15 protein-coding genes are annotated in these 14311 nt (G+C 70.7%); 10 read left to right on the top strand and 5 right to left on the bottom strand.

The genetic code is table 11. The features are described 5' to 3' along the window. Window positions 1–537 precede the first annotated feature (537 nt). From RNL97_RS26225 to RNL97_RS26215, 3 genes are all read right to left on the bottom strand, one after another. Window positions 538–1833: a DUF7224 domain-containing protein gene (locus RNL97_RS26225; RefSeq protein ID WP_313751268.1), complete on the bottom strand. Its 1296-nt coding sequence runs from the start codon at window positions 1831–1833 to the stop codon at window positions 538–540. After that, window positions 1830–2606 carry an ATP-binding cassette domain-containing protein gene (locus RNL97_RS26220; protein ID WP_313751267.1) on the bottom strand — a complete coding sequence of 259 codons (777 nt, stop codon included), beginning with the start codon at window positions 2604–2606 and terminating at the stop codon, window positions 1830–1832. The genes RNL97_RS26225 and RNL97_RS26220 overlap by 4 nt, the downstream gene beginning before the upstream one ends. A 63-nt stretch (window positions 2607–2669) precedes the next feature. Continuing rightward, entirely contained in the window at window positions 2670–2987 is a 318-nt protein-coding gene (locus RNL97_RS26215) for a hypothetical protein (protein ID WP_030592887.1), read from the bottom strand. A 340-nt stretch (window positions 2988–3327) separates the two neighbouring features. Between RNL97_RS26215 and RNL97_RS26210 the strand changes: the two genes are divergently transcribed. Next, window positions 3328–4145, top strand: a protein-coding gene (locus RNL97_RS26210; RefSeq protein ID WP_313751266.1) for an IS5 family transposase whose coding sequence is annotated in 2 segments (ribosomal slippage) — window positions 3328–3670 and window positions 3670–4145 — 819 coding nt in all. Because the reading frame shifts where the segments join, the coding sequence is not laid out codon by codon here. A gap of 126 nt (window positions 4146–4271) precedes the next feature. Here RNL97_RS26210 and RNL97_RS26205 read toward each other — a convergent pair. Further along, window positions 4272–4412 (bottom strand): hypothetical protein, encoded by a 141-nt coding sequence (locus tag RNL97_RS26205; protein ID WP_313751265.1) that lies wholly within the window; start codon window positions 4410–4412, stop codon window positions 4272–4274. A 398-nt stretch (window positions 4413–4810) separates the two neighbouring features. Between RNL97_RS26205 and RNL97_RS26200 the strand changes: the two genes are divergently transcribed. The 9 genes from RNL97_RS26200 (at window position 4811) to RNL97_RS26160 (ending at window position 13177) form a co-directional block, all read left to right on the top strand. Then, window positions 4811–5014 carry a hypothetical protein gene (locus RNL97_RS26200; protein ID WP_030581608.1) on the top strand — a complete coding sequence of 68 codons (204 nt, stop codon included), beginning with the start codon at window positions 4811–4813 and terminating at the stop codon, window positions 5012–5014. A gap of 289 nt (window positions 5015–5303) precedes the next feature. Next, entirely contained in the window at window positions 5304–5477 is a 174-nt protein-coding gene (locus RNL97_RS26195; RefSeq protein ID WP_199814183.1) for a hypothetical protein, read from the top strand. A 73-nt stretch (window positions 5478–5550) separates the two neighbouring features. Continuing rightward, window positions 5551–5745 carry a hypothetical protein gene (locus RNL97_RS26190; RefSeq protein ID WP_030581605.1) on the top strand — a complete coding sequence of 65 codons (195 nt, stop codon included), beginning with the start codon at window positions 5551–5553 and terminating at the stop codon, window positions 5743–5745. Between the two features lie 59 nt (window positions 5746–5804). Continuing rightward, window positions 5805–6005, top strand: coding sequence for a hypothetical protein (locus RNL97_RS26185; protein ID WP_030581602.1), 201 nt, complete (start codon window positions 5805–5807; stop codon window positions 6003–6005). Between the two features lie 561 nt (window positions 6006–6566). Further along, complete coding sequence (locus RNL97_RS26180) at window positions 6567–8417, top strand: alpha/beta fold hydrolase (protein WP_030581598.1); 1851 nt, start codon at window positions 6567–6569, stop codon at window positions 8415–8417. Then, window positions 8414–9022 (top strand): hypothetical protein, encoded by a 609-nt coding sequence (locus RNL97_RS26175; RefSeq protein ID WP_030581595.1) that lies wholly within the window; start codon window positions 8414–8416, stop codon window positions 9020–9022. The genes RNL97_RS26180 and RNL97_RS26175 overlap by 4 nt, the downstream gene beginning before the upstream one ends. Then, window positions 9019–9831, top strand: a complete 813-nt coding sequence (locus tag RNL97_RS26170; RefSeq protein ID WP_030581592.1) for a class I SAM-dependent methyltransferase — start codon at window positions 9019–9021, stop codon at window positions 9829–9831. The genes RNL97_RS26175 and RNL97_RS26170 overlap by 4 nt, the downstream gene beginning before the upstream one ends. Beyond that, the gene (locus tag RNL97_RS26165; protein WP_243315486.1) at window positions 9828–11711 is read left to right on the top strand and encodes an ABC transporter ATP-binding protein; all 1884 of its coding nucleotides are present in this window, start codon (window positions 9828–9830) and stop codon (window positions 11709–11711) included. The genes RNL97_RS26170 and RNL97_RS26165 overlap by 4 nt, the downstream gene beginning before the upstream one ends. Next, window positions 11708–13177 carry a phytoene desaturase family protein gene (locus RNL97_RS26160; protein WP_243315485.1) on the top strand — a complete coding sequence of 490 codons (1470 nt, stop codon included), beginning with the start codon at window positions 11708–11710 and terminating at the stop codon, window positions 13175–13177. Before RNL97_RS26165 ends, RNL97_RS26160 begins: the two co-directional genes overlap by 4 nt. Window positions 13178–13233: 56 nt before the next feature. Here the strand turns inward: RNL97_RS26160 and RNL97_RS26155 are convergent, their stop codons facing one another. Beyond that, complete coding sequence (locus RNL97_RS26155; RefSeq protein WP_030581583.1) at window positions 13234–14247, bottom strand: LuxR family transcriptional regulator; 1014 nt, start codon at window positions 14245–14247, stop codon at window positions 13234–13236. Window positions 14248–14311 lie beyond the last annotated feature (64 nt).

Raw genomic sequence — 14311 nt, 5'->3', positions numbered from 1 at the left:
CCGACAGCGAGCGCGGCTGCGGCGGCCACCCAGCTGACCAAATCTGTAGCGCAATTCGCCGTCCAGTCCCACCACTCTTGTGGGTACCAGATCAGAACGAGTGCCGATGCCAAGGGCAGCGGCCAACTGAGCTGCGGACCGAGCATCCTTATCGACAACAGTGCGAGACCGAACCAGATCAAGATGGAGCGAACGAACACGACTCCGGCTTCCACCCCGACGGCGAGTCCCTCTACTCCGAAGGAGACGACACAGACAGTCAACGTGAGGCCGAAGCAGTACCTCAGCCGATACCGATGCATAGCCGATCCGCCCATCTCCTCGTGCTTCGCCATGGCGCTACCGAGCGCTGCAGAGAGAAAGACAGCCGAGAGGAGCGGGAGTTCGCGTCGGAACGGGACCCCTGTGGTGACTCCCCCGCTGCCGATAGAAGGCAGAGCGATATTGGAGCCACCGAAAAGTGCTGACAGAACCACGACGACGGCTGAACCCGTCAGGATGGCCATAGCGCGATGGACTCTGGCGTACCGGATGAGATCAGAGCTGATCATCAGCGGTGCACCAGGCAGAATCTTGAAGGATGTAGCTGCGCTCCTTAGCGAGCCATTTCCGCTGCTCGGACTCCGACGCCCGTGAAGCGCGAGCTGCTTCATTCTGGGCAGCCTCTACCCCCTGCATGTGAAGCCCCTTGTCGGATACAGACGGGTCTTGGCCCATGGAGCGGTATTCAAGCCAGAGTCGTATGTTGTCCATGGCCTGCCAGACCCGCTTATCCTCGGGAGGGGGAGAGCAGCGTCCCAGGGACTTGGCGAAGACTCCGTCGGCCATGGCGATCGCCGCAGTGCGGACGTGCCCCTCGGCGATGTCGAACCCTCGATCGCCCAGGTCGGTCCGCCGCAGCCCGAACTCGTGAAACGACTGCGGCGACTTCAGCCACGACCCTGATTGGTGCAAACGTTGCGCCATGAGAGTCAGCTCGGGGAGGTACTTGCGGTGCTCGGGCCACACGCATACCTCCGGGGAGTCCTTCCCAGCACGCCCGCATAGAGGCTCCACCGCTGCCGCGGGCCGGTCGACGCGGAGTTCGCCTGCTGCCGATGTTGCGACCAGCGCGATCAGGGAAAAGACGGCTGATCCGACGGCGACAAGACGAATGTGCCAGGCAGTCTTCTGCCGCGGCATCTGGCGCTCGTCGGACCGGCGCAATGGTGGTGCTGTCACCGCCAGAACCGCAAGGGCGAGCGCGAAAAGCAGCCGCAGAGCGACGGGGAGAGGCTGTAGGTGCTGGTCGGGTGGGCCGGCCAGGACGTCGAACTTGATAGGCGAGGCCAACACGCTGATGAAGCAGCCCAGCGCGCACACGATCGGAGTGAATGCGGCGGAAGGCCACCACCGGCCGGCCAGGTGCCCGACAGACGCGAAGATGACCAGCGTTGCCATCCCAAGGAGGAGGTAGGAAGGCCAGAGGAAACCGGGGCCCGCCTCGCTGAGGGAGAACCCGGCGGCAGTGAGACACCCGATCACGTATGCGGCGAGCCCGAGCGTGAGGCTTGCGGCGAGCCGCGCTGCCTCGATCCGCCAGAGAGGCCTGGCCGCAGCGAGAACCGTTTCGGGCATGCCTGAACGAGACGAGCGACCAGCCTGCCACGCCGAGACGGCAGCAAGCAGCGGCCCCAGAAACATAGTGACAACCTGGGCGGCCACGCTCGCTTCAGGCCAGACACCGATCCAGTACCGGGAGCGGCCGAAGAGAACGACAAGATCCACAACGACCAAGAGTGGCAGGGCCGTTAGAAGGGGAGAGCGGCGCAGCTCGATGAGATAGGCGTTCACGATGTGCTCCCACCGTTGACCCGGTGGCCTCCGAGAACCGTCATGTACCCGCGCTCCAGAGGGTTGTCGCCGGGGGCGGCGAGGTCCGCCAGCTCGGCCAGCTGTAGCGGTGTGCTGCTGTGCAGCACGCGGCCCTCATGCAATACGAGGACGGTGTCACACGCTGCGCCGACGTCTTCGACCAGATGTGTACTCAGAACAACTGCTGTTCCCGCGAGGGCGAGGGAACGAATGAGTTCACGAAAATCGAGGCGCTGCGCGGGATCGAGACCGACAGTTGGCTCGTCCAGCAGGAGTAGCGAGGGCGCCCCGACGATAGCGGCTGCGATACCGGCCCGGCGAAGCATGCCACCGGACAGGGACTTCATCCGGTCCTGCGCCCTATCGGCCAGACCAACTGCCCCTAGTGCCTCCCTGGTCATAGAGTCGGCGTTCTTGGACGGCACCTCCCGCAGCCACGCGCAGTAGCGGACGAAATCTGCGATCGAGAACGCCGGGTAGAACCCGAAGTCTTGCGGCAGATAGCCGATGCGGCGGCGAGCTCGACGAGCCTGCCGTTCACCGTTGACCGGCCGACCGAACAGCTCTACATCCCCGCTCCACGGTGGCGTGATCGTAGCCAAGGTTTGAAATAGCGTGGTCTTACCCGCGCCGTTAGGGCCCAGTAGTCCAGTGACACCCGGGTAAACGGAGAGATCGAGATTCTCGATAATACGGTGGCTGCCGTAACCCTGTGTGACAGTAGTGAGTCGAGCGATAGGGCTGAGCGTCATTGCAGACTTTCATATGGAGTGAGAGCCCGCCTGTTTGGCGGGCTCTCACTCGGTTAGTTTTTCTCAGTAGCTGGAAGACACGTCCGTGCCGTTGATCTTGAACCTGCACTCATAGGCGTCGAATTTTCCTGTGTAGCCGACCCTGACCGTCTTCCTGCGCTGCGTGTCGACCTCGGCGTTGCAGTCGTAGGTGACGTCAAACTTTTCGACGATCCACTGCGCGTTCGAGCAGTACCCGTGCCCGGAGGTGGTGTACCAATAGCCCCGGCAACCGCGATCCCACGAGGATTCTGCGGAGGCGCTGGATATCAGGGCGGCAAGGCCGATTGCCGTAGCAGCCATAATTCCGATCACGGCACCCTTGGCCGCCTTGCCCTGCATGGCACGGGAAGCAGAGAATTCATAGTCCCCAAAAAAGATTTGCGTTGTGCACGAATAGCTACATGACCCCCCATGTGCAGCGGTTACAATAGCATGCGTGTCTGGCGGTCGATCCTGGTTAGCGCTGATCTGGCGAGAATGTGAGGCGTGCGCTTATCTCGAATGCCTCCCTGTGTCCGATATGGGTAGCGATCTTTTGGTCATTCTGTGCTGTTCTGTATTCCGGAATGCGTCCTTCCCGTTCCTATGGCTCACTTTGCCCACGCCGCCAGGGCGTCGAGATGTGCCGAACTCCTTACTAAGACCGTGTCCTACGTGGTGAGGTGGTCGTTGGCTGATCATGGGGCGGGGTACATGGAGTTGGATTGTTCCGGACGGACTGTGGGAGATCGCAAAGCCGTTGATCCCGCCGTCGAAGGTGCGGCCGCAGGGTGGCGGCACGCAGGACACGCCTGATGAGACGGTATTCGCGGCCATCATCTACGTGCTGGTCAGCGGCTGTGCCTGGCGCGCGTTGCCGCCATGCTTCGGGATATCCAAGTCGACGGCCCATCGCAGGTTCGTGATCTGGTCGCGGGCCGGCGTGTGGGGCCGACTGCACGAGGAGATCGTGCACCGGCTCTACGACGCCAGCCTGCTCGACCTGTCGCGTGCAGTCCTCGACTCCGCCCACGTGCGCGCTAAAAGGGGGGCGAACACACAGGTCCGAGCCCCGTGGACCGGGGCAAGCCGGGCTCCAAGGTGCACGTCCTGTCGGATGCGAACGGACTGCCCCTGGTCGTCGGTGTCTCCGCAGCCAACGTCCACGACAGCCTCGCGCTGAAGCCCATGGTCGCCGGTCACCAAACGAGACACGACCCACACTGCGGCCGGTACTTCAAGCCTCAGCGTCTTCACGCCGACAAGGCTGACGACGTTCCACACCTGCGCAGATGGCTACGCGGCAAGCGCATCGGCGTCCGCATCGCACGCAAGGGCATCGAGTCCAGCGAACGACTCGGCCGCCGAAGGTGGGTCATCGAGCGCACCATGTCCTGGCTCACGGGTTATCGCCGGCTCAACCATCGCTACGAACGAAATCCCCGCAATTACCTGGCCTTTCTCGGCCTCGCCGCAGCGCTCTGCTGCTACAAGCGACTCGTCCGCCTCACCACGTAGGACACGGTCTTAACGACCTCTCAGGCACGCATCCCCAGCTTCAGCCTCCAGCCCAGCGGCTCGCTGGATCGCGCGTTGGGCGACAGCGCCTGCGCGTGCGCGCATTGCCGAAACACACCGATACGTCTACGCCGGCAACGCGGGGAACACGACCACCGAACCGTCCTTGTCGCGGGCGCCGTGCTCCCGGGACAGCTCCCACACGCGGGCGCCGTTTGTGTTGCCCTCCTGCCGCCGGACGTGGACGACTTGCTGATCGTCGGCCACATCGAGGGAGCTCAGTCACTCTCTCAACGCCACGCGTTCCAGGACGGATCAAGGGAAACGGTAGGCACCGCCCACCCCCATGCCCCCACCCGCAGGATGTTGCTTTCGAGTCCGCATCCTCATGCCAAGGGAGCTCAGTCACTCTCTCAACGCCACGCGTTCCAGGACGGATCAAGGGAAACGGTAGGCACCGCCCACCCCCATGCCCCCACCCGCAGGATGTTGCTTTCGAGTCCGCATCCTCATGCCAGCGGAGCGGTCTTCCCTTTCCGCCGGGCTCTCGGCATCGTGTGGAGCGCATCACAGAACGTCTGTTCACGCGGGGGCCGGGTCCCGGGTGCGCTTGCGCGCGCCTGGATGAGGGTGCCCCGGTGACGGCCCACCCATGAAGGAGAGACATGCCCGAGTTCAGACAGCCCGGTTGGACCAGAGGCATCGCCCCGCTCGACGAGGGCTCCGGTGGTCAGGTGTTCGGGGCCGCGTCCCCGGTCGCCGCGACCCCGGTCGTCGTGGCCAGCGCGGGTGCCGTGGTGATCGCCTTCGCGGCCGGCGTAGCCGCCCGCGAGTTGGCCAATGGCGGCAACGTCGAGCTCCCGATGTAGGCGGTGGCACCCCGCCACCCGTATCGGCCGGGGAAGACGCCCGGCGCGTGGCCCGGACACCCGCCGCTCCCACCGGGGCGGCCCGTCCCGGCCCCTCCGTCGGAGCTGTGTCCCGTCAGGGGCCGCCGGCGTCGGGCGGCGTGCCCATGGAGGCTCCACGACGCGAAGGCCGTCCGTCGGCCGGGTACGCGGCCGACGGCACTCGGCGCCCCGGCCTGTGGGTCCGTCCCATCGGCGCCGCCCGCCCATGACGTCACCCCAACGGCCGCCCACCAGCGAGGAGAAGTCGTTGAGTACCGCTTTGATACCGGCCGTTCTGTCCGAGACCGGTGCCCTGTCCGAGTCCGACCCCGGCCGGGCGCCGCTGGACACCGTTCCGGTCGCATCCGTCACGTTCACCATGTCGGCCTGCGTCGGCATCTCGGTCTGCCTCACCGGAAGCACCATACAGCTCCCGCAGTAGGCCCGACGGGCCGCCCGTTGCGGGTGGCCCGGCACCTCACCAGTACCCGACATCTCACCAGTAGGAGAGTTGCATGAGTAAGTCCTCCACTCCGGCCGTCCTGACCGCGACCGGTGACCTGACCGAGTCCGACCCCGGCGTGACGCTGCCGGCCCTCGCGCCGGTCACCGCGACCCCGGTGGCCATCGCAGCCACCCTGGGAGCCGCGTTCCTCGCCGGTTACGCGGCCGGCCGCGCGGCCGGGAGTGACGTCGAACTCCCGATGTAGTCGTGTTTCCCCGCCACCGGACCGTTTCGTTCCACCACTCCAGTGAGGAGAACAACCCTGTGAACACGTCTCCGATACCGGCCGCCCTGCGCGGCGTCGGCGGTCTGTCCGAGTCCGCCTCCGGGCGGGCGCTGTCGACCTTCGCACCGGTCGCCGCGACCCCCGGGATCGCGGCCGGCGCGGCCCTCGGCGTCGCCCTGGTGAACGCCTTCGTCGCCGGTTACAACCACTGCGGCGGCAACGTCGAGCTCCCGATGTGAGCCCATCACGCCGCCCCCGTCCCCGGTGGAGGAGCCCCGTGAACGCGGCGACGTCCCAGGGGGCGGTGGGCCGCCCCGGCGGCCCGGGCGCCGAGCGGTAGGTCCGTCGCCCCCGGCCCCGGCACGGGGAGCCGCTCCCCGTGCCGGGGCCGGCCGGAAGCGACGGTGCGTGGGGGACGCGGGGACGAGCGCCTCCAGGGCGGTCGCCCGCCCATGCCACCACCACGCCCTAACTCACGGCCCGGCCCCGGCACGGACGGACCCCGCCCGGCACCGGCCCGTCCCGGCAGGGAACCGTCCCGCACGAACCCGGTACGCCCCCGGACAGCACCCTGCCCGGCCCGCCCGGCCCGTGGGACCCCGTACCGGGACCGAGAGCTGCCCGCCCCCCTCCGCCGCCTTGTCACCCCTACGCTCCCGCCTCGTTCGTCCTCAGCACGGAAGGCTCCGTCCATGCCCGCACGCCCCGACCGCCCGAGCGGACCCCCCAGGCAGCGGCCTACGCTGCGCGCGGTCCTGTCCGCCCTGCAAGGCCCCGTCCCCCTCTCCCGCGAGCAAGCCATGGGCGCAACCGAGCGGTTGGCGGCGGCGACGTCCCTGCTGTCCAGCATCGAGCACCTCGCGCGCCGCCGGGAGCACCGGTCGAGCCGGCTGAACGAATGGGCCATCTCCCGCGACGCGTACGCCCGTTGCAGCAGGCCCTTCCGCAAGCTGCTGGACCTGGCCTCCGACGAGCGGACCAACCGGACGCTGCACGCCGGGCGGGTGGCGGCGAGCGCGGCCCTCATGCTGCCCGGCAACGGCCGGTGGCGCGGGGCCGCCACCCTCTACCTCGGCGTCAGCGGGGCGTTGCTCTACCCGGCCGAGCGCTACGGCACCGACGGCTCCGACCAGGCGTCCACCATGGTGCAGACCGTGACCGGACTGGCAAGACTCGCCCCCTCGTCCCGCACCCAGGACGCCCTGATCTGGTACGTGGCGCTCCAGGGGAACCTGTCCTACCTGATCTCCGGCTGGGTCAAGCTCCTCGGTCCCGACTGGCGGTCGGGGGCCGCGCTGGCGGGGGTGATGCGGACCAGGACGTACGGGCACGAGAAGGTCTGGAAGCTGACCCGTCGCTACCCGCGCTCGACCCGCGCCCTCGTCTACGGTGTGCTGAGCCTGGAGTGCCTGTTCCCGGTGCTCTACCTGAAGGGCGGTCGGCTGACCCGCCCGGTGCTGGGCGGCGCCGTCCTCTTCCACATGGCCAACGGGTACGTCATGGGCCTCGGCAGGTTCCTCCCGGCCTTCGCCGCGATGCACCCGATGGTCGCCTATACCAGCACGCCGCGCAGCCACCCCGCGGCAGCGGGCCGCGACGACACCATGCCGGCCGCGGTGGTCCTGCTGGCGGCGGGCGGCGCGGCCGTGCTGGGGACGGTCGCGGTGGCCCGGCGGCTGCGCGTCACCGACACCCCGCACGGCGGTTCCGTCGTCACCACCCGGCGCGGCAACGAACTGAGCGTGCAGAGCACCCTCGACGGCGGGAGTACGGACCCGGTGGTGGTCTTCGTCCACGGACTGGGCGCCTGCCCCGCGTACTTCGCCTGGATCGTCCGCGCCCTCGGCGGCGGGGACCGGCAGTGGCTGATGTACAGCAGGGCCGGCTACGGCCCCAGCCGGCGCCGCGCGGACGGAGAGTACGGGCTGGAGGAGTCGGTCGACGACCTGGTCGACCTGATCGACGCGGCGGTCCCCGAGGGGCGCCAGGTGGTGCTGATGGGCCACTCCCTGGGCGGTGAGATCTCCCGCCGCGCGGCGGTCAGGCTGGGCTCCCGGGTGAACTCCGTCGTCTACGTGGACAGTTCGCATCCCGGCCAGCTCACCCGGTCGGCGCAGCAGGGCGCGACAGCACCGCGGATCGGGGAGGGTCTGCGCACCATGGCCATCAGCCTGCGGCTGGGGTTCGGGGCGCTGATGCGGGCGCCCGAGCCGGTCGCCAACCTGCCCGAACAGGTGCGGGACAAGGTCAGGATGGAATTCGCGGACTCCCGCGTGTGGACCGCCGCGGCGCGTGAGTGGAGGGCCGTCGAGCAGGACTTTCCCTCCTTCACCGGGCCACTCGACGCCCTGGACACCCACGCCCTGGTGCTCTCCGCCCAGCGGACCGTGGACCGCGACCCCGACCACCTCCTGATGCACAAGGACCTCGCCGACGCCCACAGCGGGGACCGGACCGTCCGGAGCGTCGTCATCGAGGGCGCCGACCACGACGGCATCCTCACGGACCCCCAGTACGCCGCCGAGACACTCCGCCACCTGCTGGCCTTCCTGGCCGACACTGCCGAGCGGGACCCGCGGGCCCGGCCCGGACCCCTGACCGGGACGGAGCCGTCCGGCCGGACCGCCGCGTCCGAGGAGGAGAGCCGATGAGCAACCCCCGTCTCCCGCACGCCACGGGCTCGCTGCTGAGCCGCGCCTTCGGCGGCACGGACGGCAAGGTCCGCCTCGCGGCCGGCGTCATCTTCCTCGGCGCCATCTGCTGCCAGCATCCGCACCCGTCCTTCGACCGGGTCCAGCGGCTCGACCCGCTCTCCAGCATCTTCCCCAACTGGCGCTTCTTCGCCCCGACTCCGGCCCAGCACGACTTCCAGTTCTACTACCGCACCCTCGACGAGGCGGGCGAGACCTCCGACTGGTCCGCGCTGGAGGTCATCCAGGGCCGCCGCGCCCGCCAGTTCGTCTGGTTCCCCGAACGGCGCAGCGAGAAGGCGGTGTACGACCTCGGCAGCGAGATCCTGCGCGTCCTCGACCGCGGATTCGAGGTGGCCGTGACCCTGCCCTCCTTCCGTATCCTGCGCAACTTCTTCCGCGAGGAGATCGAGCGGTCCGGCACGCCGGACGTCAAGGGCTTCCAGTTCGCCCTGGTCCAGGACTCGGGCTACGACGAGGCCGAGGAGCCCGAGATCCTCTTCCTCTCCCCCTACACACCGATGCGCGAGGCCGCGGCACCGGCACGAGAAAGCGAGACCGTATGAGCACCGCCGCCCCCTCCTGGACCTCCGTGGCCACCGTCCCCGAGGTCCAGGACATCGGCTACGGAAGGGTGTTCGCCGACTTCTACGACCGCCTGCTGCCCCACGACGGCTCCGCCGAACGCACCGCCGAGGTCCTCGCCGCCTGGCACCCCGGCGGAGGCACCCTCGAACTCGGTGTGGGCACCGGACGCGTCGCCGTCCCGCTTGCCCGGCTCTCCGGCGAGGTCGTCGGTGTGGACTCATCACCGGAGATGCTCCAGCGGCTGTGCGAAACCGTCGACGCCACCGGGGCCCCGGTCACCCCGGTGCACGGCGACATCCGCACCTACGCCGACGACTCCCGGTACGGGTTGGTCTACTGCGTCTGCGCCACCCTCTCACTGATCTGCGACCCGACGGAGCAGCGGACGGCCGTCGCGCGCGCGGCCCGGCACCTGGCACCCGGCGGCACCCTCGTCGTGGAGACCCACAACCCCGGCTTCGTTACCGCCCTGCACGAGGGGCGCGCCCGCACTTCCTTCTTCATTCCCTACGCCGAACCGGGCACCGGCGTGCAGACCTACTCCACCCTGATCCCCGGCGGGCTCTGGCACGCCTCGCATCTGGTGCACGAGGGCGGCCGGGTGAGCATCGGCACCGAGATCACCCGGCTCACCACCGTCGAAGACGTCGACTCCTACGCCGCCGACGCCGGTCTCGTCCTGGTGTCCCGGCAGGGCGACTGGGCGGGCGGCCCGTTTGTGCCCGAGGTGAGCGGCGTCCACATCAGCCGCTACCGCCGCCCCTCCTCCGGTGAGGAGCGGTCATGACGGCCACCGCGGCGGCGTCCGGCAGCGCCGTGCGGAACCTGACGCGCGGGCAGTGGCGGTTGCTGCTCGGGGGCACCGCGCTCGGACTGGTGGGCGTGGTGTGCACCCTGGCGCAGCCGGTGCTGCTGGCCGACCTGATCAGGGCCGCCGGGGACCACCGCCCTGTGGCCGGGGTCGTCGTAGCGCTGGTCGTGCTGTTCCTGCTGGACGCCGTGCTCTCCGCCGCCCAGGGCTGTCTCATCGGCAGGGCGGGGGAGAACATCGTCCGCGACGCCCGGGTCCTGCTCTCGGGCAAGGTGCTCCGGGCCGACCGCGCGCACCTGGACACCCGGCGCCAGGGCGACCTGCACACCCGGCTGGTCGCCGACACCTCCCTGATGAAGATCGCGCTCACCCAGAGCCTCGCCCAGATCGTCCTCAACGGGCTGATCGTGGTCGGCGCCGTGGTGATGATGGCGTTCACCGATATCTGGCTGCTTCTGATCGCCGTCGGATGCCTCGGTATCGCCGGGACCGGGTCGGTGTGGCTGGCCCGCGCGCTACGCCGGGCCGCTCTGGCCAACCGGGAGGACATCGGCGACTTCGGCGCCGACCTGCAGCGCGTGCTCGCCGCCCTGACGACGGTGAAGGCCGCCAACGCCGAGGGCCGTGAGCAGCGCCGCCTGGCGGAGTCCGCCGACCGCGCCCGTGCCTCCGGCAACCGGGTCACCGTGCTGAACGCCCTGTTCACGCCCGCGTTGAATGTCGGTCTGCAGGCGTCACTCGCCGCCGTGATGGGCATCGGCATGGCCCGCGTCGTCGCCGGCTCCATCAGCCTGGCCGACTTCTCGGCGTTCACGATGTACCTGTTCTACCTGGTGTCGCCGCTGGTCCTGGTCTTCCTCTCGATCGGCACCTACCTCCAGGGCCGGGCGGCCGTCCAGCGCGTGGACGAACTCGACACCCTGCCGCAGGAGGACGAGCACCCGGCCGACGGCCGGACCGGTGCGCTTGCCGGCGACCCGGCCGCCCGTCCGGCCCCGCAGGGCGGCCACCCCGCAGTGGAGTTCCGCGACGTCTCCTTCGGCTACGGCGACCGGCCGGTGCTGGAAGGCGTGTCGTTCACCGTCCCCGCCCACGGACTCACCGCCGTGGTGGGCGCCTCCGGCGCGGGCAAGACCACCGTCTTCCAGCTCATCGAGCGGTTCTACCGGCCCCGGAGCGGCGCGGTCCTCCTCGACGGCAGGGACATCGCCCACCTCCCGACCACCGAGATCCGCGGCCGGGTCGGCTACGTCCAGCAGGACAACGCCACGATGCGCGGAACCCTCCGCGAGAACATCGTGTACGCCGCGCCCGACGCCACCGAGGCGGAGATCGCCGAGGCCGTCGAACTCGCCGGTCTCACCGAGGTGGTGGCGGAACTGCCGGACGGCCTCGACACCCTCCTCGGCGACCAGGGCACCGGACTCTCCGGTGGACAGCGGCAACGTCTCTGCGTGGCGCGGGCGTTGCTCCAGAAGCCCGCCGTGATGCTGCTCGACGAGGCCACCGCGCACCTGGACTCCGACGCCGAGGCGGCGCTGCGCGACAGCCTGCGCGGCATCGCCGGGCGGTGCGCCGTCGTCGCCATCGCCCACCGGATCTCCACGGTGGCCGAGGCCGACCGGATCGTGGTCCTGGACGAGGGCCGGGTGCGCGCCGTGGGCACGCACACCGAACTCCTCGGCAACGACGCCCTCTACCGGCGGCTGGCCGCCACCCAGTTCGCCGACGGTCCCATCGGCGGACGCCCCGGGCCGGACCCCGTACCGGACGGCGCCCAGGGCGCGGTGCCGGGCTCCGGTCCGGTGCCCGAGCCGGTGCCGGCCACCGTGCCGGGCGGGGGAGCCGTCCGGTGAGCACAGTGGACGCGGCGGTCGTGGGCAGCGGGCCGAACGGGCTGGCCGCCGCGGTCACCCTGGCCCGCGCCGGCCTGCGGGTGGCCGTGTACGAGGCCGCCGACACGATCGGCGGAGGACTGCGCGGCGCCGCGCTGTTCGACTCCGAAGTGGTGCACGACATCTGCGCGGCCGTCCACCCCATGGCGGTGGCCTCGCCGTTCTTCCGGGAGTTCGACCTCGCCGGGCGGGGCGTGCGGATGCTGCGGCCCGACGTCAGCTACGCCCATCCGCTGGACGGCGACCGGGTGGCCCTCGCCCACCACGACCTGGACGCCACCTGCGCCGGCCTCGGCCCGGACGGACCGCGCTGGCGGCGGCTGATGGAACCGCTGCTGACACACAGCGACGCCATGGTCGACCTGTTGCTGTCCGATCTGCGCAGCCCGCGCGGGCTGCGCGCCGTACCAGCCGTACTGAGCCGGGTCCTGCTCCACGGGACCCGGCTCGGCCCCCGTACCTTCCGCGGCGCGGCGGCCCCCGCGCTGCTCGCCGGGGCCGCCGCGCACGTCCTCGGCCCGCTGCCCTCGCTGCCCGGCGCCGGGGTCGGGCTGCTGCTGGCCCAGTTGGCCCATGGCCCCGGCTGGCCGCTGCCGCGCGGCGGCAGCCCGCGCATCGCCGACGCCATGGCCGACGACATCCGGGCGCACGGAGGGGTACTGCATACCGGGCGGAAGATCACCGACCTGCGGGAACTGGCGGGGGTGCGGGCCGTCCTGCTGGACATCGCGCCGACCGCGCTGCCCGACCTCGCCGGGGGCACCCTGCCGCCCGGTTACACCCGGCGGCTGTCCCGGTACCGGTACGGCCCCGCCGCGGGCAAGGCGGACTTCCTGGTCTCCGGACCGATCCCCTGGTCGGCCCCGGAGACCGGCCGCGCGGGCACCGTGCACCTGGGCGGCACGGCGGCCGAGGTCTTCCGCCAGGAGACCGCCAACGCCCTTGGCAGGGAGGGCGATTCACCGTTCGTCCTGGTCGTCGACCCGGCCGTGACCGACCCGGGGCGTGAGGTGGCCGGGCGCCGCCCGGTGTGGGCGTACGCCCATCTGCCGCACGGCAGGGCGCGCGACCCGCTGCCCGTGATCCGCGCGGCGATCGAGCGGTACGCGCCGGGCTTCACCGACTCCATCGTCGCCCAACGCGGGCTGTCCGGACGGGACTACGCCGCCTACAACCCCAACTACGTAGGCGGCGACATCGCTACCGGGGCGATCGGCCTGCGTCAGACCGTGTTCCGGCCCGTCCCCCGGTGGGACCCCTACCGGACCCCGCTGCCCGGCGTCTACCTCTGCTCGGCGGCCACCCCGCCCGGACCCGGGGTGCACGGCATGTGCGGCCTGCTCGCGGCGCGGTCAGCGCTGCGCCGCGAGTTCGGCCGGCGGCCGCCCGTCCTCGGCCCGGTCGGCGCGGGAACCCCCGCCGCATGACAGCCCGGCCCGGCCGGTGCCGCCCCGGCCCCGGGGCGCGGGCCGCGGGCCCGGGGTCACACCCAGCCCCGTTCGCGGGCCAGCAGCGCCGCCTGGGCCCTGCTGCACGCGCCCAGCAGGGTCAGCAGATCGGAGACATGGCGCCGGTAGGTGCGCAGCGACATGCCCGCCGCCCGGGCGCCCACCTCGTCCTTGGTGGCGGTGCACATGAGGAGCAGCACCGTGCGCTGGGTCCCGGTGGGGCTCTCGGTGCCCGGCTTCGACGCGGGACGGTCGGCGAGGTCCGTCGCCGCCGCCCACAACCTCTCAAAGAGGGTGACGAGACTGCTCACCGGGCCGCTCTCCTCGATGCACAGCACGCCCCGGTCGATCTCGTACGCGTCGACGGGGACCAGCGCGGTGCGCCGGTCGTAGACCAGCACCATCTCCGAAAGCCCCTCCGCGACCCTGACCTCCGCACCGTGGGAGCGCAGCCGCCGGAGGTGGTCCGCGCCGGTCCGGGGCGTCGGAGCCTCGCTCCCCACCAGGGCCCGCACCCGGACGCCGCGCCGCAGGCAACGCAGGCCGAGTGAGAGGGTGTGGGCCGTGCTCAGCGGTACCAGGGCCCGGTCGGGCACCGCTGCCAGGATCTCGGCGTCGGCGTGGAAGGCCGCCCGGTCGATCCGGGCCAGGGCCTGCCCCAGGTCCTCCAGGCGGTCCAGGGCGATCGCGGACCCCGCGTGGACGCCCCCGCCCCCCGCAAAGGAGGGGGCGGGCATGTCCCGCCACAGGGAGCGCAGGATCGGCCGCGGGTCGGCGAGGCGGCGCAGCGTCCGGTAGGCGGCGTCCGACTGCTCCTCCGCCAGCCGCGCCACCACGACCCCCGGGTCCGCGGCCCAGGTCCGCCCCTGGCTCCCGTGCAGCAGCCCCAGGTCGCGCAGCCGCGCCGCGGCCCGGTGCACGCCCTCCCCGTCCATCGGCGCGACGGTGCGCGCGTCACGGACGGCGGCGCCAGGATTCCGCAGGAAAAACCGGTACACCGCTTCCTCGGTGCTGCTCAGACCGAGTGGCGACATCGTGTGGGTCCCCATGGCCCTTCCCTTGAACATGTCCGGCGGGACGACGGAGCACAAGTCTGCCCGGGGAGACGCGTCG

It is taken from the genome of Streptomyces parvus, assembly GCF_032121415.1.
GTDB classification, from domain to species: domain Bacteria; phylum Actinomycetota; class Actinomycetes; order Streptomycetales; family Streptomycetaceae; genus Streptomyces; species Streptomyces globisporus_A.
Note: the sequence above shows the minus strand (reverse complement) of the source record. Positions and strands in the feature narration are given on the sequence as shown.